The sequence below is a fragment of the Alkalihalobacterium sp. APHAB7 genome (assembly GCF_048323755.1).
Taxonomy (GTDB): domain Bacteria; phylum Bacillota; class Bacilli; order Bacillales; family Bacillaceae_F; genus Alkalihalobacterium.
Genome location: NZ_JBLWFS010000001.1, coordinates 371,842 through 392,321, shown reverse-complemented (window position 1 = coordinate 392,321; position 20,480 = coordinate 371,842). Strand labels below are relative to the sequence as shown.

13 protein-coding genes are annotated in these 20,480 nt (G+C 40.3%); 2 read left to right on the top strand and 11 right to left on the bottom strand.

Annotated elements, in window-relative coordinates; genetic code table 11:
* Nucleotides 1–270: 270 nt before the first annotated feature.
* From ACNSTQ_RS01675 to ACNSTQ_RS01640, 8 genes are all read right to left on the bottom strand, one after another.
* On the bottom strand, nucleotides 271–2,520 hold the full coding sequence (locus tag ACNSTQ_RS01675) for a hypothetical protein (RefSeq protein WP_418198118.1): 2,250 nt from the start codon (nucleotides 2,518–2,520) through the stop codon (nucleotides 271–273).
* Nucleotides 2,521–2,531: 11 nt separating this feature from the next.
* On the bottom strand, nucleotides 2,532–2,843 hold the full coding sequence (locus tag ACNSTQ_RS01670) for a hypothetical protein (protein WP_418198117.1): 312 nt from the start codon (nucleotides 2,841–2,843) through the stop codon (nucleotides 2,532–2,534).
* A complete protein-coding gene (locus ACNSTQ_RS01665; RefSeq protein ID WP_418198116.1) occupies nucleotides 2,833–3,378 on the bottom strand; it encodes an RNA polymerase sigma factor in 546 nt (181 codons plus the stop codon). Before ACNSTQ_RS01665 ends, ACNSTQ_RS01670 begins: the two co-directional genes overlap by 11 nt.
* Before the next feature lie 167 nt (nucleotides 3,379–3,545).
* Complete coding sequence (locus ACNSTQ_RS01660; RefSeq protein ID WP_418198115.1) at nucleotides 3,546–4,652, bottom strand: HD-GYP domain-containing protein; 1,107 nt, start codon at nucleotides 4,650–4,652, stop codon at nucleotides 3,546–3,548.
* Nucleotides 4,653–4,929: 277 nt separating this feature from the next.
* A protein-coding gene (gene prfB, locus ACNSTQ_RS01655; RefSeq protein ID WP_418198114.1) for a peptide chain release factor 2 occupies nucleotides 4,930–6,028 on the bottom strand; the annotation gives its coding sequence in 2 pieces (ribosomal slippage) (nucleotides 4,930–5,955 and nucleotides 5,957–6,028; 1,098 coding nt in all).
* A gap of 110 nt (nucleotides 6,029–6,138) precedes the next feature.
* Nucleotides 6,139–8,661, bottom strand: a complete 2,523-nt coding sequence (secA, locus tag ACNSTQ_RS01650; protein ID WP_418198113.1) for a preprotein translocase subunit SecA — start codon at nucleotides 8,659–8,661, stop codon at nucleotides 6,139–6,141.
* Between the two features lie 671 nt (nucleotides 8,662–9,332).
* Complete coding sequence (gene hpf, locus ACNSTQ_RS01645) at nucleotides 9,333–9,881, bottom strand: ribosome hibernation-promoting factor, HPF/YfiA family (protein WP_418198112.1); 549 nt, start codon at nucleotides 9,879–9,881, stop codon at nucleotides 9,333–9,335.
* Nucleotides 9,882–10,299: 418 nt separating this feature from the next.
* The gene (locus ACNSTQ_RS01640; RefSeq protein ID WP_418198111.1) at nucleotides 10,300–10,497 is read right to left on the bottom strand and encodes a cold shock domain-containing protein; all 198 of its coding nucleotides are present in this window, start codon (nucleotides 10,495–10,497) and stop codon (nucleotides 10,300–10,302) included.
* A 957-nt stretch (nucleotides 10,498–11,454) separates the two neighbouring features.
* Between ACNSTQ_RS01640 and ACNSTQ_RS01635 the strand changes: the two genes are divergently transcribed.
* Nucleotides 11,455–12,438: a DUF6612 family protein gene (locus tag ACNSTQ_RS01635; protein WP_418198110.1), complete on the top strand. Its 984-nt coding sequence runs from the start codon at nucleotides 11,455–11,457 to the stop codon at nucleotides 12,436–12,438.
* Between the two features lie 132 nt (nucleotides 12,439–12,570).
* On the opposite strand, the gene ACNSTQ_RS01630 is transcribed toward ACNSTQ_RS01635, so the two are convergent.
* Entirely contained in the window at nucleotides 12,571–15,240 is a 2,670-nt protein-coding gene (locus ACNSTQ_RS01630; protein WP_418198109.1) for a cation-transporting P-type ATPase, read from the bottom strand.
* A gap of 321 nt (nucleotides 15,241–15,561) precedes the next feature.
* On the opposite strand from ACNSTQ_RS01630, the gene ACNSTQ_RS01625 reads away from it, so the two are divergent.
* Nucleotides 15,562–15,762 (top strand): Spo0E family sporulation regulatory protein-aspartic acid phosphatase, encoded by a 201-nt coding sequence (locus ACNSTQ_RS01625; RefSeq protein ID WP_418198108.1) that lies wholly within the window; start codon nucleotides 15,562–15,564, stop codon nucleotides 15,760–15,762.
* A gap of 82 nt (nucleotides 15,763–15,844) precedes the next feature.
* On the opposite strand, the gene ACNSTQ_RS01620 is transcribed toward ACNSTQ_RS01625, so the two are convergent.
* Nucleotides 15,845–17,932, bottom strand: coding sequence for a TRAFAC clade GTPase domain-containing protein (locus ACNSTQ_RS01620; RefSeq protein WP_418198107.1), 2,088 nt, complete (start codon nucleotides 17,930–17,932; stop codon nucleotides 15,845–15,847).
* Nucleotides 17,933–17,949: 17 nt separating this feature from the next.
* A complete protein-coding gene (locus ACNSTQ_RS01615; RefSeq protein ID WP_418198106.1) occupies nucleotides 17,950–20,475 on the bottom strand; it encodes a hypothetical protein in 2,526 nt (841 codons plus the stop codon).
* Between the last annotated feature and the right edge of the window lie 5 nt (nucleotides 20,476–20,480).

Here is a 20,480-nt window from a genome sequence, read left to right as displayed (position 1 = left end):
CTTCTATGAGGAGGTGTCAGGCACCTTTAGCGCACTAAAGGTGCCTGACACCCTTCCGTAATTTTAATCCGTTGGATAGTATAGCACCGGATGAAAAATGTGTAAATGACAGCCAATTAACGCTTTACAAAGGTAAAATTCTTTACTTTGTATATAGCATTTCACTACTCGACAATTTTATCCGAATGAACGAAAAAGGGGTGCCAGGCACCTTCAATGCAGTGAAGCGTTGAAGGTGCCTGGCACCCCTAAAAGAATACCGCCGCTGGGTTAGCGGTGGTTGGTGAGTTGTTCTAGGAATTGTTGGTTGTTTGCAGCGGTGATCGTTGGCAGGAGTGGTTGTAGGGCTTCGGCTCCCTGTTTCAAATAGACTTCTAAGGCTTCTTTCATTTGTTCATCTACCGTTACTTCTTTTACATATGGTGTCCAATCGACATAGGCGCGAAACTTTACAGGATGCGCTTTTGCTAACGCAACAATTTCCTCCAAATCTGTCCCAAGATACATTTCTAATGCAAATAAATGAACAACAGCCTCATTCGATCGATCATTCTGTAACGCTTTATACTGCCACTCTCTCGCCTCTTTCCACATACCGCGCTCCATTAAAGCTCTCGCGTGGAAATAATTATTATAATTCCAGGGGTAGTAATGACCCCTTATAGCGGACAAGGCCTGTTTATACTTTCCAAACCACAGGTCGTAAGCTTCCCAATCTTTTTCTCTATACGCGTTTTCCACCAGCTTAAAGTAATAATCCGGATGGTCTGTCATTTCCGCTAACCGTTCCATGTACGTATAGTACTGCTCATTCTCAATTCGATGTTCCCGTCCTCGGTCTTTGTGAGCTAGGATTTCAGTGATCATTTTTAACGAGTGAACATCATTTGGATTGGCCTCCAAATCTTTTTGATAGGCCGCTAAAGCCTCATCCAATCGTTCTTTCAAAAGCAACCGATCAGCGGCTGTTAACTCTCGAGTCTTCACTTGGAAAAACGGAATATCACCGATCGTTTCATCCTTTAACCGGTGCCCCGCACTTCTTCCAACTTCCACCCCGTTCTCATCGAGTGCCCGTACAGACCAGGAAAATTGTCCTTCTGGGTTATTAAGTCCTAATAATGTTTCAGGCTCTAAAATAACATTTCCATCCTCGTCTATAGAATACGAACCTGATGACTCTAAGTACCAAAGCTCGTGAATCGGGACTGTAATGGCCGTCTCTTGGATCCCCGCCCACGCTGTAAACGTAATCCCGCCATTTTTCATCGGAACAAAGATTAATACTTCATACGTTTCAGCATCTTCTATAGGAACCCATTCAAACGTCATCTCGTCCTCTACAATCGCGACATTGTTCACCGGCTGAACGACATCCATTAATGGGCGAAATGTAATATCATACGTTAGTTCCGTACCGTAATCGACATTTAACCAATCATACATATCCGCAGCCCATGAATAGCCGTCCACATGATGAAATTGGAGACCTAAGCCTACTTGATAGCTGTTCGGTACGACATCCTGAAAATGATAATATCCATTCTCATCCGTTTGCGTGACATAGTACTCCATTTCAGCATGGGCACTACGATGAACATTCGAAGGATCTCGCAAATAGACGTACACATCTTCAAGAGGGCTTCCGTCCGTTCTTTTAATTTGGCCTTCTACAGTTCCAAAGTCATTTTCCCCACCGCCATCGGCCAGCATTTGCTCAATCCGTTTTTTCATCCCCATAAGCGGATAATCATTTTCATCATAGTATTCGTAGTTGTCTTCGAATTCTGACCTTCGTTTCGCAAAAGCATCTTCCCATTCTTCGATAACCTCATAGGCTTCAGTTAGCCGCTTGTCACGAAGCAGAGCTTCTACATAGAGCTTCGTCCACGATTCTGAAGGTTCATACGTTAGATCATGTTCTGCTAGTCGCTCTCTCTCCTCTTTTTTGATTTGTAAAAGAAGATCAATGGCTTGTTGGGAAGCGCCTTCCTCTAAAAGAAACTGGGCACGCGTCAACATGAATTCTTCATTGAAATAGTACGAAGCATGGTTCTTCCATTCGCTTTCCTTTTCGAGTAAAAACGCAATCGCTGCCTGGGCTCCTTCTGTTTTTCGTACATAATGGGCATATTCATTTACTGCACTTCCATACTCCCAGTTGTACTGTTGACTATTTTCTATATAAAAAGCGAGGTACGGTGCGATTTCATCGAGGGTAAATCCGCTCCAATACGCTTCCGTTCCCTCCCCCATCGAAAGGCCTGGGCTAATATAGATCGGATGATCACTTCCTCTTGGCCATGAAGAGACCATATATTTATTGATGAGATCTAATTTTCTGGAGGTTGTAGTTGCGCTTTCAATAAGTTCCCTTATTTCTGTACCAGCTTGCGGTTTACTTTCTTGCAGCATTCGGTCCACCTGGCGCTCGTTGATTAGAGGTACGACTATAAAATTGATAAATAAAAATAAACCGATGAAGCCTATGCTTCCAAAAAGCAAATGCTTTCTTTTCATCCGTACCTTCCTCATTTTTCTCCCAACCTCTCCTCGATCATTTCACTCCAGTAGATGCTTCCTTTCATATCAACTAGCTCCCCCTTAATTTCGGTATCTTCCTTAAGAGAAACGAAGGGTAGCGTTATGACTAATAGTAGAGCACAGACCGTTGCTGAAACAGGTAATAACGGAATGTCGACTTCGTTATTAAGCCATCTGTTTAGTCGCTCATTCCACGTTTTCGGGTGGGTTCGTTTGAGGACAGCTTCTGTTTTTTGAAAGTTGTGTTCTTCTAATTGTTGTTGCAACTTTTGTTTTATATGTTGACGATTATCGTTCATACCGTTCACGCTCCAACCGTTCTTTTAATAGCTTTCTTCCACGAAACAGATTGCTTTTCACTGTGTTTTCTTTCATATCAAGCAATTCGCTAATCTCGGACACTGAGTAACTTGAATAATAGTAGAGCGTTAGCACTTCCCGATATTGGTAGTCGAGCGTTTGTAAGTGGCCAACTAACTCTTCATCTCCTTCGACCTGAATGACAATGTCCTCTGCTGATGTGAAATCGATGGCATCAATGTCCTCTTCGTCTCGCTTTCGCAGGAAAATATGGCGAAAGCTCCATTTTCTCAGTCGCCGGCGACAAAGATTAATCGTAATCGAAGTCATCCAACTTTTTAATTTATTGGCATCTAGCAGCGTGTCGACTTTTTCATAGGCCGTTACAAATAGATCTTGCACGACCTCTTCTGCTTCATAGCGATCTTTCAGTAACAGAAGCGCCACCCTAAAAAAGTAATCCCCATACAACCGCATGAGCTCACGCAGCCCTTCCTCCTCCTTATTCTTCAAACGCCGCACTAATTCGTCCATTTGACCTCTCCCATTTCCAGCATCGTTCCAACTACATTCTCTAAGCGTATCTATACAATAGTGCCAACTCAAGCGTAAAAGGTTGCAAAAAATAAAAAAAAAAACGGTACCAGGCACCTTCATCACAGTAAAGTGTTGAAGGTGCCTGGCACCGTAATTCGAAATCGTTAGAGCAATGCTTCTGCTTCTACCACTTCAAGGCAGAGGTTAGCTCTAGCAGACAGGTCTATTTCATATGGGGTTACTTTTTGCTGCTCTTCATCTCTAATAATTCGAACAACAGGCCGTCCAGCTGATTTAAAATCATAATTACACACAATGCCTGAGCGGCCATCATTTAAAGTAACCGTTAATCCTTGCGGGTAAATGGCAACTGCATCTTTAAACAATTTCACCTGGTGGGTATCAAACTGTGTCCCACATCCCGCATATAAGATTTCTAACGCTCGGTGTGGCAACATGGCTGGACGGTAGACGCGGTGACTCGTAAGCGCATCAAATACATCGGCAACACTCATGATTTTAGCGTACTTATGAATTTCGTCCCCCTTCAAACCTCGAGGATAGCCACGACCATCTATTCTTTCATGGTGCTGCAGTGCACAATGCGAGACAGGGATAGGAATTTCATGTACCTTCCTTAAAATATCAAAACCTAATTCACAATGCGCTTTCACTTGGTCATATTCTTCTTTTGTTAGTTTGTCAGGTTTATTAATCACCTCGAGCGGGATATACATTTTCCCTGCATCATGAAGCAACGCACCTAAACCAATCTCTTCAATGTTCTTGATTGGCATCCCATTTGCAATCGCTAACTGACAGGAATAAATGGCTACATTGACGCTGTGAGTATACAAATAATGATCGTGAACCTTTGTCGTTGCCAGTAAGTTTAAAGCCACTCGATTTTCTGATAAACAACTTAATATCTCTTTAAATACCTTTTGGAAACTCCGAAGCGCCCTGCCCGTCTTAATCATATTTTGTGTAACTGATGATTTTCCGTTACAGTCCGCCAGAGCATTTAAACCATCCGTTATGACGTGAACCGCTTCCGTACGCAGCTCTTCAGGAATGGATTCAATGACATCAATTCCTTCTGATTCGGCATCTTCTATGTATATAGTAAAAATTTTATATTTTTTTAAACTTGCTAATAAATTTGGAGTTAGTTCCGTTCCTTGACGTAACAGGATATTGCCATTTTCATGACGAATAGTCTTCCCTAATTTTACTCCCGGTTGGCATCTATTTAATGTAATTAACCGCATACTCTTCTGCCCCCTACTGCTGTTCGTCCATCAAGATTGATAGATGTGTATTTATCTATTCCCAATAATTTACTCTCTTTTAAATCAAACCTTGTTGACTCATAAGCCTATAGACTCATACACATTTTACTATTAATAACGAAGTAAATCGACAAGTTTTTTCCTATTTCTACAAGAAAACAGATAAAAAGACAAATGCACAAAAAAATGGTACCTGGCACCTTTAGCGGGCTAAAGGTGCCAGGTACCATAAATAAATGGAACCAAAAATAATCATTTACATCATCGAGCGCAGGTAAGCGTCGATGAAGCCGTCGAGTTCGCCGTCCATGACGGCGTTTGTGTTTCCAATTTCGAAATTCGTACGGTGGTCTTTCACTAAGCTGTATGGGTGGAACACGTAGGAACGAATTTGGCTACCCCAGCCAATATCCTTTTGTTCGCCACGGATTTCTGCAAGTTCAGCTTGTTGCTCTTCGATTTTTAATTGATAGAGCTTCGCCATCAGCATCTTCATTGCACGCTCACGGTTTTTAATTTGTGATCGTTCCGTTTGACATGTCACTACCGTATTCGTCGGCACGTGTGTAATACGTACGGCTGAATCGGTCGTATTAATATGCTGACCACCGGCACCACTTGCACGATACGTATCGACCTTCAACTCTTCTGGTGACACATCGATTTCTACATTATCATCCAGCTCTGGCATGATTTCACACGAAACGAATGACGTATGTCGTCTACCTGATGAATCAAATGGCGAAATACGTACAAGACGATGAACGCCTTTTTCCGCCTTTAAGTAGCCATACGCATTATGCCCTTTAATGAGAAGCGTAACACTTTTGACTCCCGCTTCGTCCCCAGGTAAGTAATCGAGCGTTTCAACTTTGAACCCTTTTTTCTCCGCCCAACGCGTGTACATACGTAGCAACATTGAAGCCCAGTCTTGAGACTCGGTTCCACCTGCCCCAGGATGTAATTCTAAAATCGCATTATTTTTATCATATGGCTCGCTTAATAATAATTGAAGTTCGTATTCATTTAACTCCTTCGCTAAACTCGTAACACCTTCATCCAACTCATCCATAAATGAGTCGTCGCCTTCTTCTTTCGCAAGCTCATACGTCACTTCAAGATCATCGTATTTTTCTTGCAACTCTTTATACGTCACAACCATTTCTTTTAATGCATTCGATTCATTGATGATTTGCTGCGCCGTATCTTGATCATTCCAAAACTCCGGCTCAGCCATGCGCTCATCCAATTCGCTCATTCGAGTCTCTTTTGCTTCTAAGTCAAAGAGACCCCCTAAAGTCCGCTAATCTCTTAGCCATTGTTGACAATTCTTGCTTCACTTCTGTTAAATCCATCGATCCTTCACCTCATTAAGTAATTGAACACCTTTTTAATATATGCCAAACGCCTGCAAAAATTGAGTGCAAAGGAGCAGATGCAACAAGCGCATCTGCTCCGAAATCACTTACAATCTACCGCAGCACTGCTTATATTTCTTTCCACTTCCACACGGGCAAGCGTCATTACGACCCACTGTATTATTATTACGAACTGGCATCTTCTTCTCTTTGCTTCCTTCACCAGCTGCCGCACTCATATGAACCGCTTTTCCTTCAGCCACTTCTTTACGCTCTAGGTTTTGCTCGACTTGTGCTTTCATGATATACATGGCGACTTCATCTTCAATCGAAGCAACCATTTGCTCAAACATTTCAAAGCCTTCAAATTTGTACTCACGCAGCGGATCATTTTGCCCGTAAGCACGTAAATGAATTCCTTGACGCAATTGATCCATTTGGTCGATGTGATGCATCCACTTGCGGTCAACCGAACGAAGCATAATTACTTTTTCAAACTCACGCATATGCTCACTCGTAAATTGCGATTCTTTTTCATCATAAGCTGCTTTTACTTTTTCTAAAATCAGCTCTTCCATTTCTTCTGGGTCAAGACCTTTCAAGTCTTTTTCTGTAACTTCGCCTTCTGGTAACAACATCATCTTAATGAAGTTTTCAACCGCTGTTAAATCCCAATCCTCAGGAACTTCCGATTCAGGTGTGTGCAACGCAACATTACGCTTCACAACGGACTCAATCATCTTCTGAACGATATCACGCAGGTTGTCAGACTCCATCACTTCCATACGCTGCTTATAAATAATTTCACGTTGCTCACGCATGACATCATCGTATTGTAAAATTTGTTTACGCGCATCGAAGTTGTTTCCCTCGACTCGCTTCTGAGCTTGTTCAACTGCACGGCTTACGAGTTTACTTTCAATCGGTTGATCCTCTTCTAAGCCTAAACGGTCCATCATCGTCTTCATGTTATCCGAACCGAAACGACGCATTAACTCATCTTCCATCGATAAGTAAAATTGAGATGTACCCGGGTCACCTTGACGACCAGAACGTCCACGCAACTGATTATCAATACGACGGGACTCATGACGCTCTGTACCGAGGACAAATAAACCACCGAGATCTTTCACGCCATCACCAAGCTTGATGTCCGTACCACGACCAGCCATGTTTGTCGCAATCGTCACTGCACCTTTTTGCCCAGCATTTTCAATGATTTCAGCTTCACTGAAGTGATTTTTCGCATTTAACACGTGGTGAGGAACTTTCTTTTTCTTTAAAAGTTTCGAGACAAGCTCAGACGTTTCAACACTTACCGTACCAACAAGGACCGGCTGACCTTTTTTATGAAGTTCTTCAATTTCATTAACAACCGCATTGAACTTCGCTGGCATCGTTTTATAAATTAAATCTGGACGATCATCTCTGGCAATCGGCTTATTCGTCGGAATGCTCATAACGTCCATACCATATACTTGCTGGAACTCTTCTTCTTCCGTTTTCGCAGTACCCGTCATCCCTGCAAGCTTTCCATAACGACGGAAATAGTTCTGGAATGTTGTTGAAGCAAGCGTCATACTTTCACGTTGGATTTCAAGACCTTCCTTCGCTTCAATCGCTTGGTGAAGCCCATCACTATAACGACGACCTTTCATTAGACGTCCCGTAAACTGGTCGACAATAACGATTTCACCTTCATCAACTACATAGTCCGTATCACGGTGCATGACGACATGCGCTTTTAACGCTTGATTAATGTGATGATTTAGCGACACATATTTTTGGTCAAATAAGTTATCAATATTAAAGCCTTTTTCCGCTTTATTGACCCCTTCTTCGGTTAAAAGAACCGTTTTTGTCTTTTCATCCACTGTATAATCATCTTCATTGCGAAGAGAGCGTACAAATGCATTGGCTTGAGTATATAGATTGGTCGATCGCTCAACCGAACCGGAAATAATGAGCGGGGTTCTCGCTTCATCAATTAAAATTGAGTCGACCTCATCAATTACAGCAAAATAAAGCGGACGCTGCACCATTTGGTTTTTATAAAGCACCATGTTATCACGAAGGTAGTCAAATCCGTACTCATTGTTCGTACCATATGTGATATCCGCAGCATACGCTTCTTGCTTTTCTTCTTTTGAAAGTCCACTTACGTTTAAGCCAACCGTTAGTCCTAAAAACTCATACAACTCTTTCATAATTTCGCAGTCACGACGAGCTAAGTATTCGTTGACAGTAACAACGTGAACGCCTTTTCCAGTAAGCGCATTTAAATAAACGGGCAGGGTTCCAACGAGTGTTTTACCTTCCCCCGTTTTCATCTCCGCAATGTTTCCATTATGTAAAACGATCGCACCTAAAAGCTGCACTCGGAACGGTCGCATTTTTAAGACACGTTCAGATGCTTCGCGAATGACCGCATACGCTTCCGGCAGTAGTTTATCTAAAGTTTCCCCATTATTGTAACGATTTTTGAATTCTTCTGTTTTCGCACGTAACCCATCATCCGAAAGTTTCTTTGTATCATCAGCTAACGCTTCAATTGCATCAACGATTTTCTCATATTTTTTCAGCTGGCGTTGACTCGGATCACCAATGACTTTTTTCAATAATCCCATCATAGAAATTCTCGTCCTCTCTTCCTCTCATTTCAACGAATGGCAAAGGATAGTTGCATCCTCTAAGACCAACTCTACACACTTAAATTCAATTTTATCAGTTTACACCTTGACTTACAAGGTAACACCTTTTTTCCACAGTTCCCACTACTTCGCTACCCGGCAAAAGAAACCCTTTAATTTTCTCTGTATGATGGCAGTTCGCGCGGTATGGCATTTATGGTAGCAGGCACCTTTACCACTCTAAAGATGTAAAGGTGCCTGCTACCTCATTCATTAAGCGGCACTCACAAGCCCTTATTTTAGAGAAAATCACTGCCTTGAAGTGATAAGGGCACTCAGATGCCCTTATTTGCTTAAAATCGACCACAAACAGGGTCAAAAACAATAAATAAAGGCCTCTGAGTGCCCTATGAGCTCAGAAGGTGCACTTTTTACAGAAATAAGGGCCCCTCGAGTCCCTAATTTCCATCTTATCTTCATTTCCATTTCCATCTTACATAACGTCCGTTGCTTTCATCCATCAAGATTATCTTGCCCAATCATAACTGCCATTACGCTATACCATCCCTACTGATCATGAAACTTCCACACAATTGATGCCTGACATTCTTCGCCCCAAAAACAAAAAGAGCACAACTGAAAATTCAGCTGCACTCTTCTCTATTTTACGATCACTCAGGCTCAATTAAGCCGTAGCGCCCGTCTTTACGACGATATACTACATTTGTTTCTCCATTTACGGAATTGTTGAAGACGAAGAAGCTGTGACCAAGCATGTCCATTTGTAGAACAGCTTCCTCAGCATCCATCGGTTTGAAAGTGAAACGCTTTGTACGAACGATATCAATATCTTCACTATCAATGTCTTCCTCAATGGAAGGCTCGATATCATTTTTGAACATATATTTAAGGGTACCGTCTTGACGGAACTTACGATTAACTTTAGTCTTGTGCTTACGGATTTGACGCTCTAGCTTTTCGACTACAAGATCAATCCCTGCATACATATCCGCATGCTTCTCTTCAGCACGCAGTAATAATTGCGGCATTGGGATCGTAACCTCAATAATATTTTCGTTATTCATTACTTGCAGTTTCACATGCACCTCAGAAAGAGGGGTTGAATCAAAGTACCTCTCAATTTTACTTACCTTTTTCTCTACATAACTTCTTAATGCTGGAGTTACCTCTAGGTTTTCGCCACGAATGTTAAAGTTCACAGTGAAACTCCTCCTTTCCTATGTATTATAATATTCTATATACCCCTTTATTAATCCTTCATAACCTTCATTTATTTTATGGCAGAATCGTGTCAAAAAATGTTGAAAAATCCTTCTCGAGTGAAGGGACAAAAACCGTATGAACACAATTCGAACCTTTGTAAAAATGATGTAAAGTTAAAAGCATATATAACATCGGAAAATCTATTCAAAGAAGATTGCACTTTACGAACTCCTATTTTAGTCACCTGGCCATTCAAAACTAAAGACATCTCTAAAAATTAAAAATGAACTGACCCATAGGCGAGGCCGAAAATTTCCATATAAAAACCTGCTCCTCACAAAAAGGAACAGGTCTGCTCATTTCGTTGTATATGATGCATAAAGCTAAAAATTCATTTCCAACCTGGGATGTGAATTACAGCTTTGTTACGTTTGCAGCTTGAGGTCCGCGAGCACCTTCAACGATTTCAAATTCTACTGCTTGACCTTCGTCAAGAGATTTAAATCCATCAGTATTGATAGCTGAGAAGTGTACGAATACGTCGTCTCCATCTTCACGCTCGATAAATCCAAAACCTTTTTCTGCATTAAACCATTTTACTTTTCCTTGCATGCTTTCACATTCCCTTCGTAAATTAAATCATTGTGAAAATATTCCACAGTTTCACTATATCAGAACTTCTATATAGGCGTCAAACCCCTTAGGCTCTAAAGTTTGCGACAAATATTGACGAAAATTTCGCCTATCAATTTCCGCCCTGAATCCAGGTAATCGACTAAATTATGTTATTAAAATGTTAAATATAGTGAACTGTGGATTTTCGTAATTTATTATCTCTGAATTTGAAATTAATATACGCATTTTGGCTAAAAATTTTGTTGATGGAAAAAGATTTCGCTTAAGAAGCATAGTACATTAAGTAATGTTAGCATCTTATTAAAAACCCAGTAAACGTTGGCTAAAACCATAACCTCTAATCACTCACCAAAACACACCCACTACTTTTTTCCTCCTAATATATTCCTACCCAAACAATCCTATTGTCGAATTAATCAACATTTAGTTCTATCTATTTCTTCATCATTATCATCAACCTGTAATAAAAGTCATAATACTTTTACAATTATTTCAAGAAAACATTATTGCTAATTGTTTTCCTAATTTGGTAATATAAAGTTACGTCAAAGTTTGACGAAATTTAATCTTTCCTGGGGTTAAATCTAACCCCTATACCCCTACACAGCCGGTCATCCTCTAGAAAGAGCTGTGATGCTTTTTACCGTCTCCTACGAGGTTCGGTGCATAAGCAAACTAACTTTGTCCCTCACCATTATGTCCCGGTCAGGTAATCAGCTCCTACCATGCGGTGTACTAGAAAAGTAAACTGCATCCTGATCTTCACACTTACATAATACCTTCTAATACACCGCTACCTTTTTAAAAATAAGTCCTCAAACGATAAATTCCATGCGAATTTTGTCTTAATATCACATATGATTACCCCTATTAAAAACAGTAAAGGTATGCTAAAGTTTTTATTTGAAATGTGTTTATAACAAGGGGGTACTTATGAGTTTTATAAAAGCTTTATTTGTTAGCTTATCTCTTATATTACTTTTAGCAGCTTGTAGCGGTGGTGAACCATCATCTAGCACTAACACAGACAACCAAGACACGACCGATGCTACAGTTCTATCAGTAGATGAAATTATTGAAAAATCGATAACCGCAATGAATAAATTAGAGAGCTATACGATGGAAATGAACAACGAGCAAGAGCTTGAAATGCCTGGTCAAGATCCATTCCAAATGAACATGACAATGGTTGCCGATATTACAGTGGAGCCAATGAGACTATATCAAAAAATGACAATGACTGGACTTGAGGAAAGTGTAGAAGTCATTGAAACCGAAAGTTATTTTACAGAAGATGGAATGTTTGTTAAAGACTCCATGCAAGGTGGATGGGTGAGGTTTCCTGAAGAATTTTCACAAGATCTTCTAGAAGTTTCACAACAGCAAATGAATGCCGAAGAGCAACTTAAAGTCTTTAAACAATTCGCTGAAGATACCCAGCTTACAGAAGAGGAAAGCCACTATATCTTAACAGTCTATGGGTCTGACGATAACTTTAAAACGATGGCACATGAAGCAATGGGCTTTATGCAAGAAGCTGGAGCTAGTGCCATGATGGATGAACTTCTAGGAATGATGGAAGTCCAAACGTTTAACTATGTGATCTATATCGATAAAGACACGTTCTACCAAACGAAAATGGACGTTGAAATGCATATGTCTATGACAATAGAAGATGAAACCATGGTGACTATCCAACGAATGACGGGCGTCATAACGAACTTTAACAACGTCGATGAAATCACTATTCCACAGGAAGTGCTAGATTCCGCCGAGGAATTCAGCTTTGAATTCCTCGAAGGCTTAGAAGATATGGAAGACTTCGACCTTGAAGAATTCGACTTCGACGTGATAGAAGAAGATGAACTTACGGATGAGGACGAAATCGAAGCAGACGAAACTGAAGAAGAAGCTTAAGCATGAAAAGCACTCCCATATTCGGGAGTGCTTTTGTTTACTTTAGCACAGTAAAGGTACGTGGCACCTTTCATACACTAAAGGTGCCGCGTACCGATTATTAACGTTTATTTCTTCTTACCCTTCACTGCCTTATCGACTTGCTCGTGCTGCTACAACTTTCCTCGTTATCCACTTTTCAATCTCAACGATTACAAAGACGGCAAACCCGATGAGGACCGGAATGATCCAGTAATCGGCGGGAATAGGTACCGTTCCTAATACCGTGTTCATGAACGGAAGATAGGTAACGCCTAACTGAATGATAATGAGAAGTCCTGCGACGATAAACGCGACTTTATTCGTAAAAAAGTCTTTCGTCAGGGCAAAGTTTCGTTCGCTTCTACAGTTGAACAAATGAAATAATTGAGCAATTACTAACGCTTGGAGTGTCACGGTGTTCACCGTCGCTTGGTCATAACCGTTGTTCATTAACTCAGCGTTCATCGCTAAAATTCCGCCGCCGATCAACAGCGATACAAAGACGATCCGGAAAATATAATAAGGACTTAACAGCTTCGTATTCGGCTCCCGCGGTGGGCGTTCCATCGTTCCTTTTTCTAACTTCTCAAAAGCAATCGCCAAGGAAATCGTCACGGCCGTAATCATGTTCACCCAAAGGATTTGTACAGGAGTTAATGGCATCATCGTCCCGAACAATATAGCCGCAAAGATCAGAAACGCCTCAGCCCCATTCGTCGGTAAAATAAACAGAATTGTCTTCTTTAAATTATCATAAACACGCCGGCCTTCCCGCACCGCATTAACAATCGTTCTAAAATTATCATCGACAAGCACCATTTGCGAAGCATCTTTGGAAACCTCGGTCCCTTTGATGCCCATCGCTACACCGATATCAGCCCGCTTTAGCGCCGGTGCATCATTGACACCATCCCCGGTCATCGCACAAATATGTCCGTGTTCTTGTAACGCTTGCACGAGTTGCAGTTTGTTTTCAGGACTCGTTCGAGCGAAGACATCATAGTCAACGGCTGCTTGCTTTAATTGTTCGGGTGTCATCTGATCGAGTTCGCGCCCTTCAATTGCCTGCGTGCCATCACCGATTCCGAGCTGGTTTCCAATCGCAATTGCCGTTTCTTTATGATCGCCCGTAATCATTTTGACGACAATGCCGGCCTTCTTACATTCCGAAACTGCCACAATCGCTTCTTCTCGAGGAGGATCGATAATTCCAGCTAATCCGAGCAACGTCAGTCCCGACTGCACGTCGACATGATCAATTGAGGTAACGTCAGAACTTACTTTTTTCATCGCCGCTCCAATGACCCGTTTCCCCATCTGCGCCTGCTTCTTCATCTTTCCTTCCCACAACGTTTTTTCACTTGAGCCTGCTTCTAGTCCCGCCATTTCAAACAGACGGTCAGGAGCTCCTTTTACATAAATCACTTTTTCTCCATTCACTTCTACTAAAGAAGCCATATATTTATAAGCGGAGTCGAATGGGATTTTTGAAAGCGACTCTAACTTCGCGACCGGTTGGTTCGCTTTTTCAGCTACTGTCACTAAGCAGCTTTCCGTCGGCTCCCCATTAATCACCCACTGCCCTTGCTCATCTTGATAAAGACTCGCTTCATTGACCGTTTTTACACACGTTAAAAAGTCTTTTAAAGCTGCATCTGTCTCCAGATCCGCTTCTTGACCTTCGTGCTCTATTCGACCGACCGGTTCATACCCTGTTCCAGTAATCGTAAACTCTTTTTCCGCTAAGATTAACGAAGTCACCGTCATTTCATTTTTCGTCAACGTACCTGTCTTGTCCGAACAAATGACAGACACCGCACCTAACGTTTCAACCGACGGCAAGTTCCGCACAATCGCATTGTTACTCGCCATCGTTTGAACACCCAAAGCTAAAATAATCGACAAGATCGCCGGCAACCCTTCAGGAATCGCCGCTACCGCAAGCCCAATGACGGCAAGCAACAGTTCTGACGCCTCATAGTCATGGAAGGTGTAACCAAATAGAAACATCGCCGCTGCCCCAAATAAAATAACGACAGAAATCATTTTCCCAAATTTCGCAGTTTGTTTTAAAAGCGGCGTTTGCAGCTCTTCCACCTGAGTCATCGATGTATTGATTTTTCCAATCTCGGTTTGCTCTCCTGTAGCGACCACAACTCCCATTCCTGAACCGGAAGCAATCGACGTTCCGGAAAACACCATATTTTTTCGATCACCTAGAACTGTATCCTCCGGCAACGTCTCGGTTCTTTTCTCTACCGACACCGACTCCCCGGTTAAAGGAGACTCTTCCACTTTTAAATTGTCCGCTCTCAACACCCGAAGATCAGCGGGGATTTTGTCTCCAGCACGTAACAACACTATGTCACCAGGAACCAATTCCTTGGAAGCAACTTCCGTCCGAAGACCGCCTCGAATGACATTCGCCTTCAAGGAAAGCATGTTCCGGATGCCATCCAGCGCTTTTTCCGCTTTATTTTCTTGAACGTAACCAATCACAGCATTAATAATCGCAACGAGTAAAATAACCGCCGTATCAATATAATGACCTAAAACAACGGTGATGAGCGCAGCCGCGAGTAACACATAAATCAAAACATCATGAAAATGCTTGAAAAACTTCTTCCATTTCGGCTCGACCTTTCCGACAGGAAGTTCATTTTTCCCGTACTGCGCCTGCCTCGCCGTTGCCTCTTCGTTCGTAAGCCCTTGTTTCTCGTCGGTTTTTATCTGTTCTAAGACGTGCCCAGCTTCTACGTTGTACCACTTTTTTTCTTCCAACTCACTACCTCCCCAGAAGTCCAACTGAACTATGATGTTTTTTCAACTATTAATTCCTTATGAAATTAGAAGACTCTAATGTAACGACTTAAAATCGTTAAAGCAGATCCTTCTATTTCATGAAATTTCGTCTAATTTGTTACCTCCATTGTATCTTTTTCCTGGTATAATTTCCTGAAGAGATTATGGAGATTTTTAGAAACTTTGTCAGATTGTTTAACCCGAAATTAGGTGGTGACATTATTGTGTACTCTATTCCAATTTTGGTAGGTATATGGTAGGGTATTCATAGTGTTAAATTCCTAGTGATGGAGATATGAGATGGTAGATTTAAAACAGTTAGAAATTCAAATAGAGCAAAAGCGGCAGCAAATGTTAGAGTATTCATTAACCTATGGAATATCATCTGCGAGAACCCTTCAGATCAGTAAGGAATTGGATGAACTATTAAATCAGTATGAAGAAGTGAAAAATCAAAAGAGTAGCAAACAACGAAATCACTTGATGAGGCAATCGATATAATGATTGTTGAAAAGAATACACTTAACAAAATGATGGCCAAACCTTTATTTAAAAGGGGTTGGCCATCATTTATTATACTTATTTATTTAATTTCGCCCCGCTGTTTTAATAACCACAACAACGGTTTTGTACTGTCATTGTTCTCAGACCTTGAAGTTGATACAGAGCTGGACAGAAAAAATTGATACTTACTAAATTTACTTTCCAATTGATTAACAAAAAACTGGTAGCCGACAGATGAAAGAAAGGCTTTGCAATCATTATTCACTCTCTCTAACTCGCTCTTAGGAGGATTGTCTAACGATTGCCCGGTTTCATTATCTATCGTACTGCTTACTTCATAAGATGATATTCTTTCTTCTAAACCAAATGCATCTACCTTATTTATTACAATTGCTAACGGAATGTTTAACTTCTTATTTTCCTTTATTCCAATATTTTTAGCAAGATGAACCATTAACTTATCAAAGGTATCATCTAAAAGCTCAGCCGATTGGTTTACTTTGGAAGGATGATCGCGAAGTTCTTCCTCTAACTCACTTGCTAAATTTGGTAAAGCAAACGGATCAATCACTAGAATTAAACCATCCAAATAGTCGTAATAACTGTGCCTCGCTAACTCTTTTGTATTACTGTACGCTTCACCAGCAGGATCATAAAAATAAAGAAGTTTATCGTTTCTCCAACTTTTATTTGTTAACTTCACATTCATGGCAAAAGGCTTCGTCTCACTTGTTTTCGCCGGAAAGTGTCCACTTTGCATTCCGTTAACTTTTTGCTCATGAAGTACCTTATCATCTTCGTTTAAAAACTCTACGTCCCAGCCTCGCTCAGGCGCTACCTTGTGTCGTAACTGTTGAATTGTAGACGTCACAAACGAAGTTTTTCCAGACAAAGGTCCACCAATTACAGATACACAAAATGGAGTTGCTTCTTTCGTATGTAACGGTTTATGACACTCTTTACAGACTGAATGCAGTTGATGGCGTTGTGTAAGATAAGCAGCCGGTATGTCTTGTCCACATTGGCACTTTCTGTTTCGAACGCCAAATAATCCTGGTCGCAAATTGGAATGAACTGTCCCACAATTAAAACATAGGTAATCTGGAAGTTCCGACTTATGATAACAGCTAGGACAAACCGTATTCACCTTTTTGGACTTCAAATGGAATTGATCTAATAAATAAAAAATAGCTAGATAAATATACGTAACAGAAGATATCAATCCTACAACGATCAAATGAAACAAAGAAAATATAGTTAAAAGTACAAAACCTAAACATACAACGGATATAGCACCTATTCGCCAGGTGACAAACGGAATCATCCCTAAACAATTTCCATATACACTCTTCAAATGATTAGATGTAAGATTAAACCTCTTCATGCTAGTCATGTTTACTTGGAGCGTATTTCGATAGGCACTTCTAATATCTTTGAAAGCTTTTCTGAACCAATAGTTTTGATAGGCCGGTTGACCATTCTTCCTAGCCTCTTCTTCTGTTTCCTTGATGACATTCATTTGAAACACATTTTTATAGTTCATCAGTGACCGGTAAAGACCCGCTGATACTCCTACCAAAACTTGAAAAGGAAACGTCGTTAGAAATACCGGGAACAACGTAACAAAGTGAAATCTTGGTTCGTCCGTACTTTGCCTGTTGACGTAATAAGGTAATACACTAGTGACATACCCTATTAACAAATAAACCCAAATATAATCACTAAAAGTAAAGGCTAAAAGATCAATATTATAAAACACATCAATAGAAAAGCTTTCACTTGAAGCAAAATAATCAGATAGACAGCGGTAAAGATACACACCTAAAAAGCTGTACATGAATCCACTTAAAAAAGTAGCTGGCGGTTTGATGATGAATAAGACAACAGCTAACGCAAAATAAAGCAAATACGACTCGTTAAAATACGAACCTGGGTAAAGGTGAAAATGAATAAGCGGGGCAAATCCCCATATAAAAGCACCATAACCAATAAACGAAAAAAGGTAGTTTCGCGTATACATTCCTAGTAGAAGAAATAACAAACTACCTGATATACCTACTAACTTACGAAAATCTAATGTGTATACGTCTGTTGACCAATAGGCAATCCCTATTAGTAAAAACAGACCACTTAAGACAAAATATGTTCTATAAACATATTCTTTCATAATAACTCACCCTTACATTAACGCCCCATTAATTTTTTCACCGATCTCATAAAAGCATTCCCACGTTCTTTTTGCGCTTCTTTATAAAAGCTTTGCCACGCCTTTTTAACCTTGGGATTACCTTTTACATTCTTAAATATCTCATCAATCTTTTTCCCTTCATTCGGGTTTTCAATGAGGTATTTTTTCATTTCTTCTTTAGCTGATCGGCTATACTCATCAGCTTCTCGATCATTAAGCAAGGAGAAGTATTCTGCAAAGAAATTCGGTGAATGTTTTAACTTTTGCGTTTCTTTTAATTTTTGTAGTGACTCGATCAAAGTTGGAGTAAATTCTACTCTATCTATTTTTTTCACTAAATCACTGAAATCTTTTCTGTCTTGATAGAAAGCCGGCATTAAATCAGGAAGGGCCCATAATAAATAATCCTTATATTCCCGTTTGTCTAGTTCTTTCATTGCTGCAGATACGAAGCTTTTAAGATAATCTGTGTCATATTTCTTCTTCTGTTTGAGATCGATTGTCTCAATAGCCAGTACTAGTTTCTTATGATCTTTATCTATCAATTCAAGGTATTTATTGTTTAGTGTAACCAGTTGTTCTCTCTTTTCTTGTAACCCCTCATGGAATGGCAGTATTAGATCGCTTTCTTTCATAAGTGATTTTAATATACCATTCTGTTCTAAAAGATGAACGAGCCCCTTATTCGAAAACAGTTTGATCAGTTCATCAAAAGGTTTGCCAATTAAAACTTCATCTTTATATTTTGAGAGGATATCTTTTGAATGCTCCCCCAAAAATTGATTAAACTTAATGATCTTTTTTAAATATAGATTCAGATAATCTGTTTTGACCTTTGCCGCCTCTATCTCTTTAGTAAATATAAGGAATAGTAATTTTCTTCCTTCTTTATCCTTTTCTAATGTACGAAATACTTCGTCTTCCCACATACTTTGGTGAGTAGCTGTGTCGATCTCTTTCTTGATGAGATCAAGAGAACGATGATTAGTCACTCGTTGACCCCAATAGATGATCATTTGTGCAAAAAAGGATCCTGTGCAGATTTGGTTATATTGAATCTCGCCCGGTAAATATCGAATGATGAAATCCTTTTGACTTGTGTGAAGGTCTCTCCACTCAGTATTCGTTTCAGTAATGAACTGAATAACCTTTTGGTGGTAAACTCTTTCTTTTTCCCTATCGTTCATCTGCTGTAGCTGTTTCCTTAACAGGTCTAATCGTTCAGGTGAAAGAAAGAAATTGTAGACATATTGCCTCTCTACAATTTCTTTATATATGTCCTCAAAAAATCGTTCGATCGATTTGATGGTTGTTTCATCTCTTGCTTCTGTCATCTTGACATCTAGTGCTTCGATCAAAAAGTCGGTTGCCTTCTCGTGATGAGCCTCTAGTTTCGTGATGTTTGCTGTTTCAAAGAGGAACAGAGCGATTTCTTTAACTGCTTCTAGATTACTTCGTGAAGGAATATCACTTAGTTGATCTACTGGTACTTTCTCCATAAACTTTGAAAATGCGTCTTCTTGAAGGTAACGTCTCGCATAACTGATCGCATCCAGCCAATTACTTTCACTTAACATTGCGGAAGGTGAATGTTGCAGAGTAAAGAGTATCAGCGCCTTATCCAGGTCACCATTTACCTGTGAATGTTTGTAGTCCTTTAGAAAGACTTCAAACTTCTTGACAAGCTCTGGCTTTCCTACCATTTGATTAGGATAACTGAAATGACTATTAATTTGACTAACACTATCTTCTTTCATATTAAACATATTCAATTGTGAATACAGTCCGCGATCTTTGAAGTTGAAACGTACACCTTCATCTAAGGTAGCATTAATAACAAAATTCTCTCTCTCAGGATCATAAGAATAGGTAGTAAAAAATAGTTGTTGCGTCAATTGTAATGGAAGCGCTAGGCGAACAGCAGCGACCCATAACGGAATTTCATTCGGTTCAGCGGTTATAAAAAGAGACCCAGGTGCCCCCTTTTCCTCTATAAGGGCATTTAACATCCCAGTAAGTACATCTTTATTCCGTTCATTGCTTATGAATTTATTCACTTTTTCTTCCGTGATTTCTGTCCCTAGTTGAATAGAAGCCAATGGAGGTAGTGGACTTGGTGCATAACTAATCTCTTGTTCTGCCAGGGTCAAACTCGTGCGAAGATCAGGCGATTTATATAACAAAATAGGATCAAACGGCCATTCACCTTCTTCGAGTATTAAAGCGTGAGAAAAATAGTTCCCATACCTTCCTGAATAATCCTTCCCGATATAGACTGACTGACAAATACCATACCTTCCACTTTTTAATTGAAAGAAGGAGAAGGCGACTGGGTATTTTGTTTTTATCTCTTCTTCCGTCGGATGTCCCGGTAAATGAGTCGGTGGAATATACACTCCATAACGTTCAATTTCCAAGATCTCCTCTTCTGTTAGACCTTCAGAAGCAGAATAGACTTGGAACCCACTTCCAGGGGAGCGTCCTCGTTGACAAGACGTATAATACAGTTGAAGTAACTTCATCGCCC

What these genes read in the sequence shown, in the direction of transcription:
- ACNSTQ_RS01675 (WP_418198118.1), bottom strand. Translation starts at nt 2,520, where the DNA reads ATGAAAAGAAAGCATTTGCTTTTTGGAAGCATAGGCTTCATCGGTTTA.
- ACNSTQ_RS01670 (WP_418198117.1), bottom strand. Translation starts at nt 2,843, where the DNA reads ATGAACGATAATCGTCAACATATAAAACAAAAGTTGCAACAACAATTA.
- ACNSTQ_RS01665 (WP_418198116.1), bottom strand. Translation starts at nt 3,378, where the DNA reads ATGGACGAATTAGTGCGGCGTTTGAAGAATAAGGAGGAGGAAGGGCTG.
- ACNSTQ_RS01660 (WP_418198115.1), bottom strand. Translation starts at nt 4,652, where the DNA reads ATGCGGTTAATTACATTAAATAGATGCCAACCGGGAGTAAAATTAGGG.
- secA (WP_418198113.1), bottom strand. Translation starts at nt 8,661, where the DNA reads ATGATGGGATTATTGAAAAAAGTCATTGGTGATCCGAGTCAACGCCAG.
- ACNSTQ_RS01640 (WP_418198111.1), bottom strand. Translation starts at nt 10,497, where the DNA reads ATGCAAGGAAAAGTAAAATGGTTTAATGCAGAAAAAGGTTTTGGATTT.
- ACNSTQ_RS01635 (WP_418198110.1), top strand. Translation starts at nt 11,455, where the DNA reads ATGAGTTTTATAAAAGCTTTATTTGTTAGCTTATCTCTTATATTACTT.
- ACNSTQ_RS01625 (WP_418198108.1), top strand. Translation starts at nt 15,562, where the DNA reads ATGGTAGATTTAAAACAGTTAGAAATTCAAATAGAGCAAAAGCGGCAG.
- ACNSTQ_RS01620 (WP_418198107.1), bottom strand. Translation starts at nt 17,932, where the DNA reads ATGAAAGAATATGTTTATAGAACATATTTTGTCTTAAGTGGTCTGTTT.
- ACNSTQ_RS01615 (WP_418198106.1), bottom strand. Translation starts at nt 20,475, where the DNA reads ATGAAGTTACTTCAACTGTATTATACGTCTTGTCAACGAGGACGCTCC.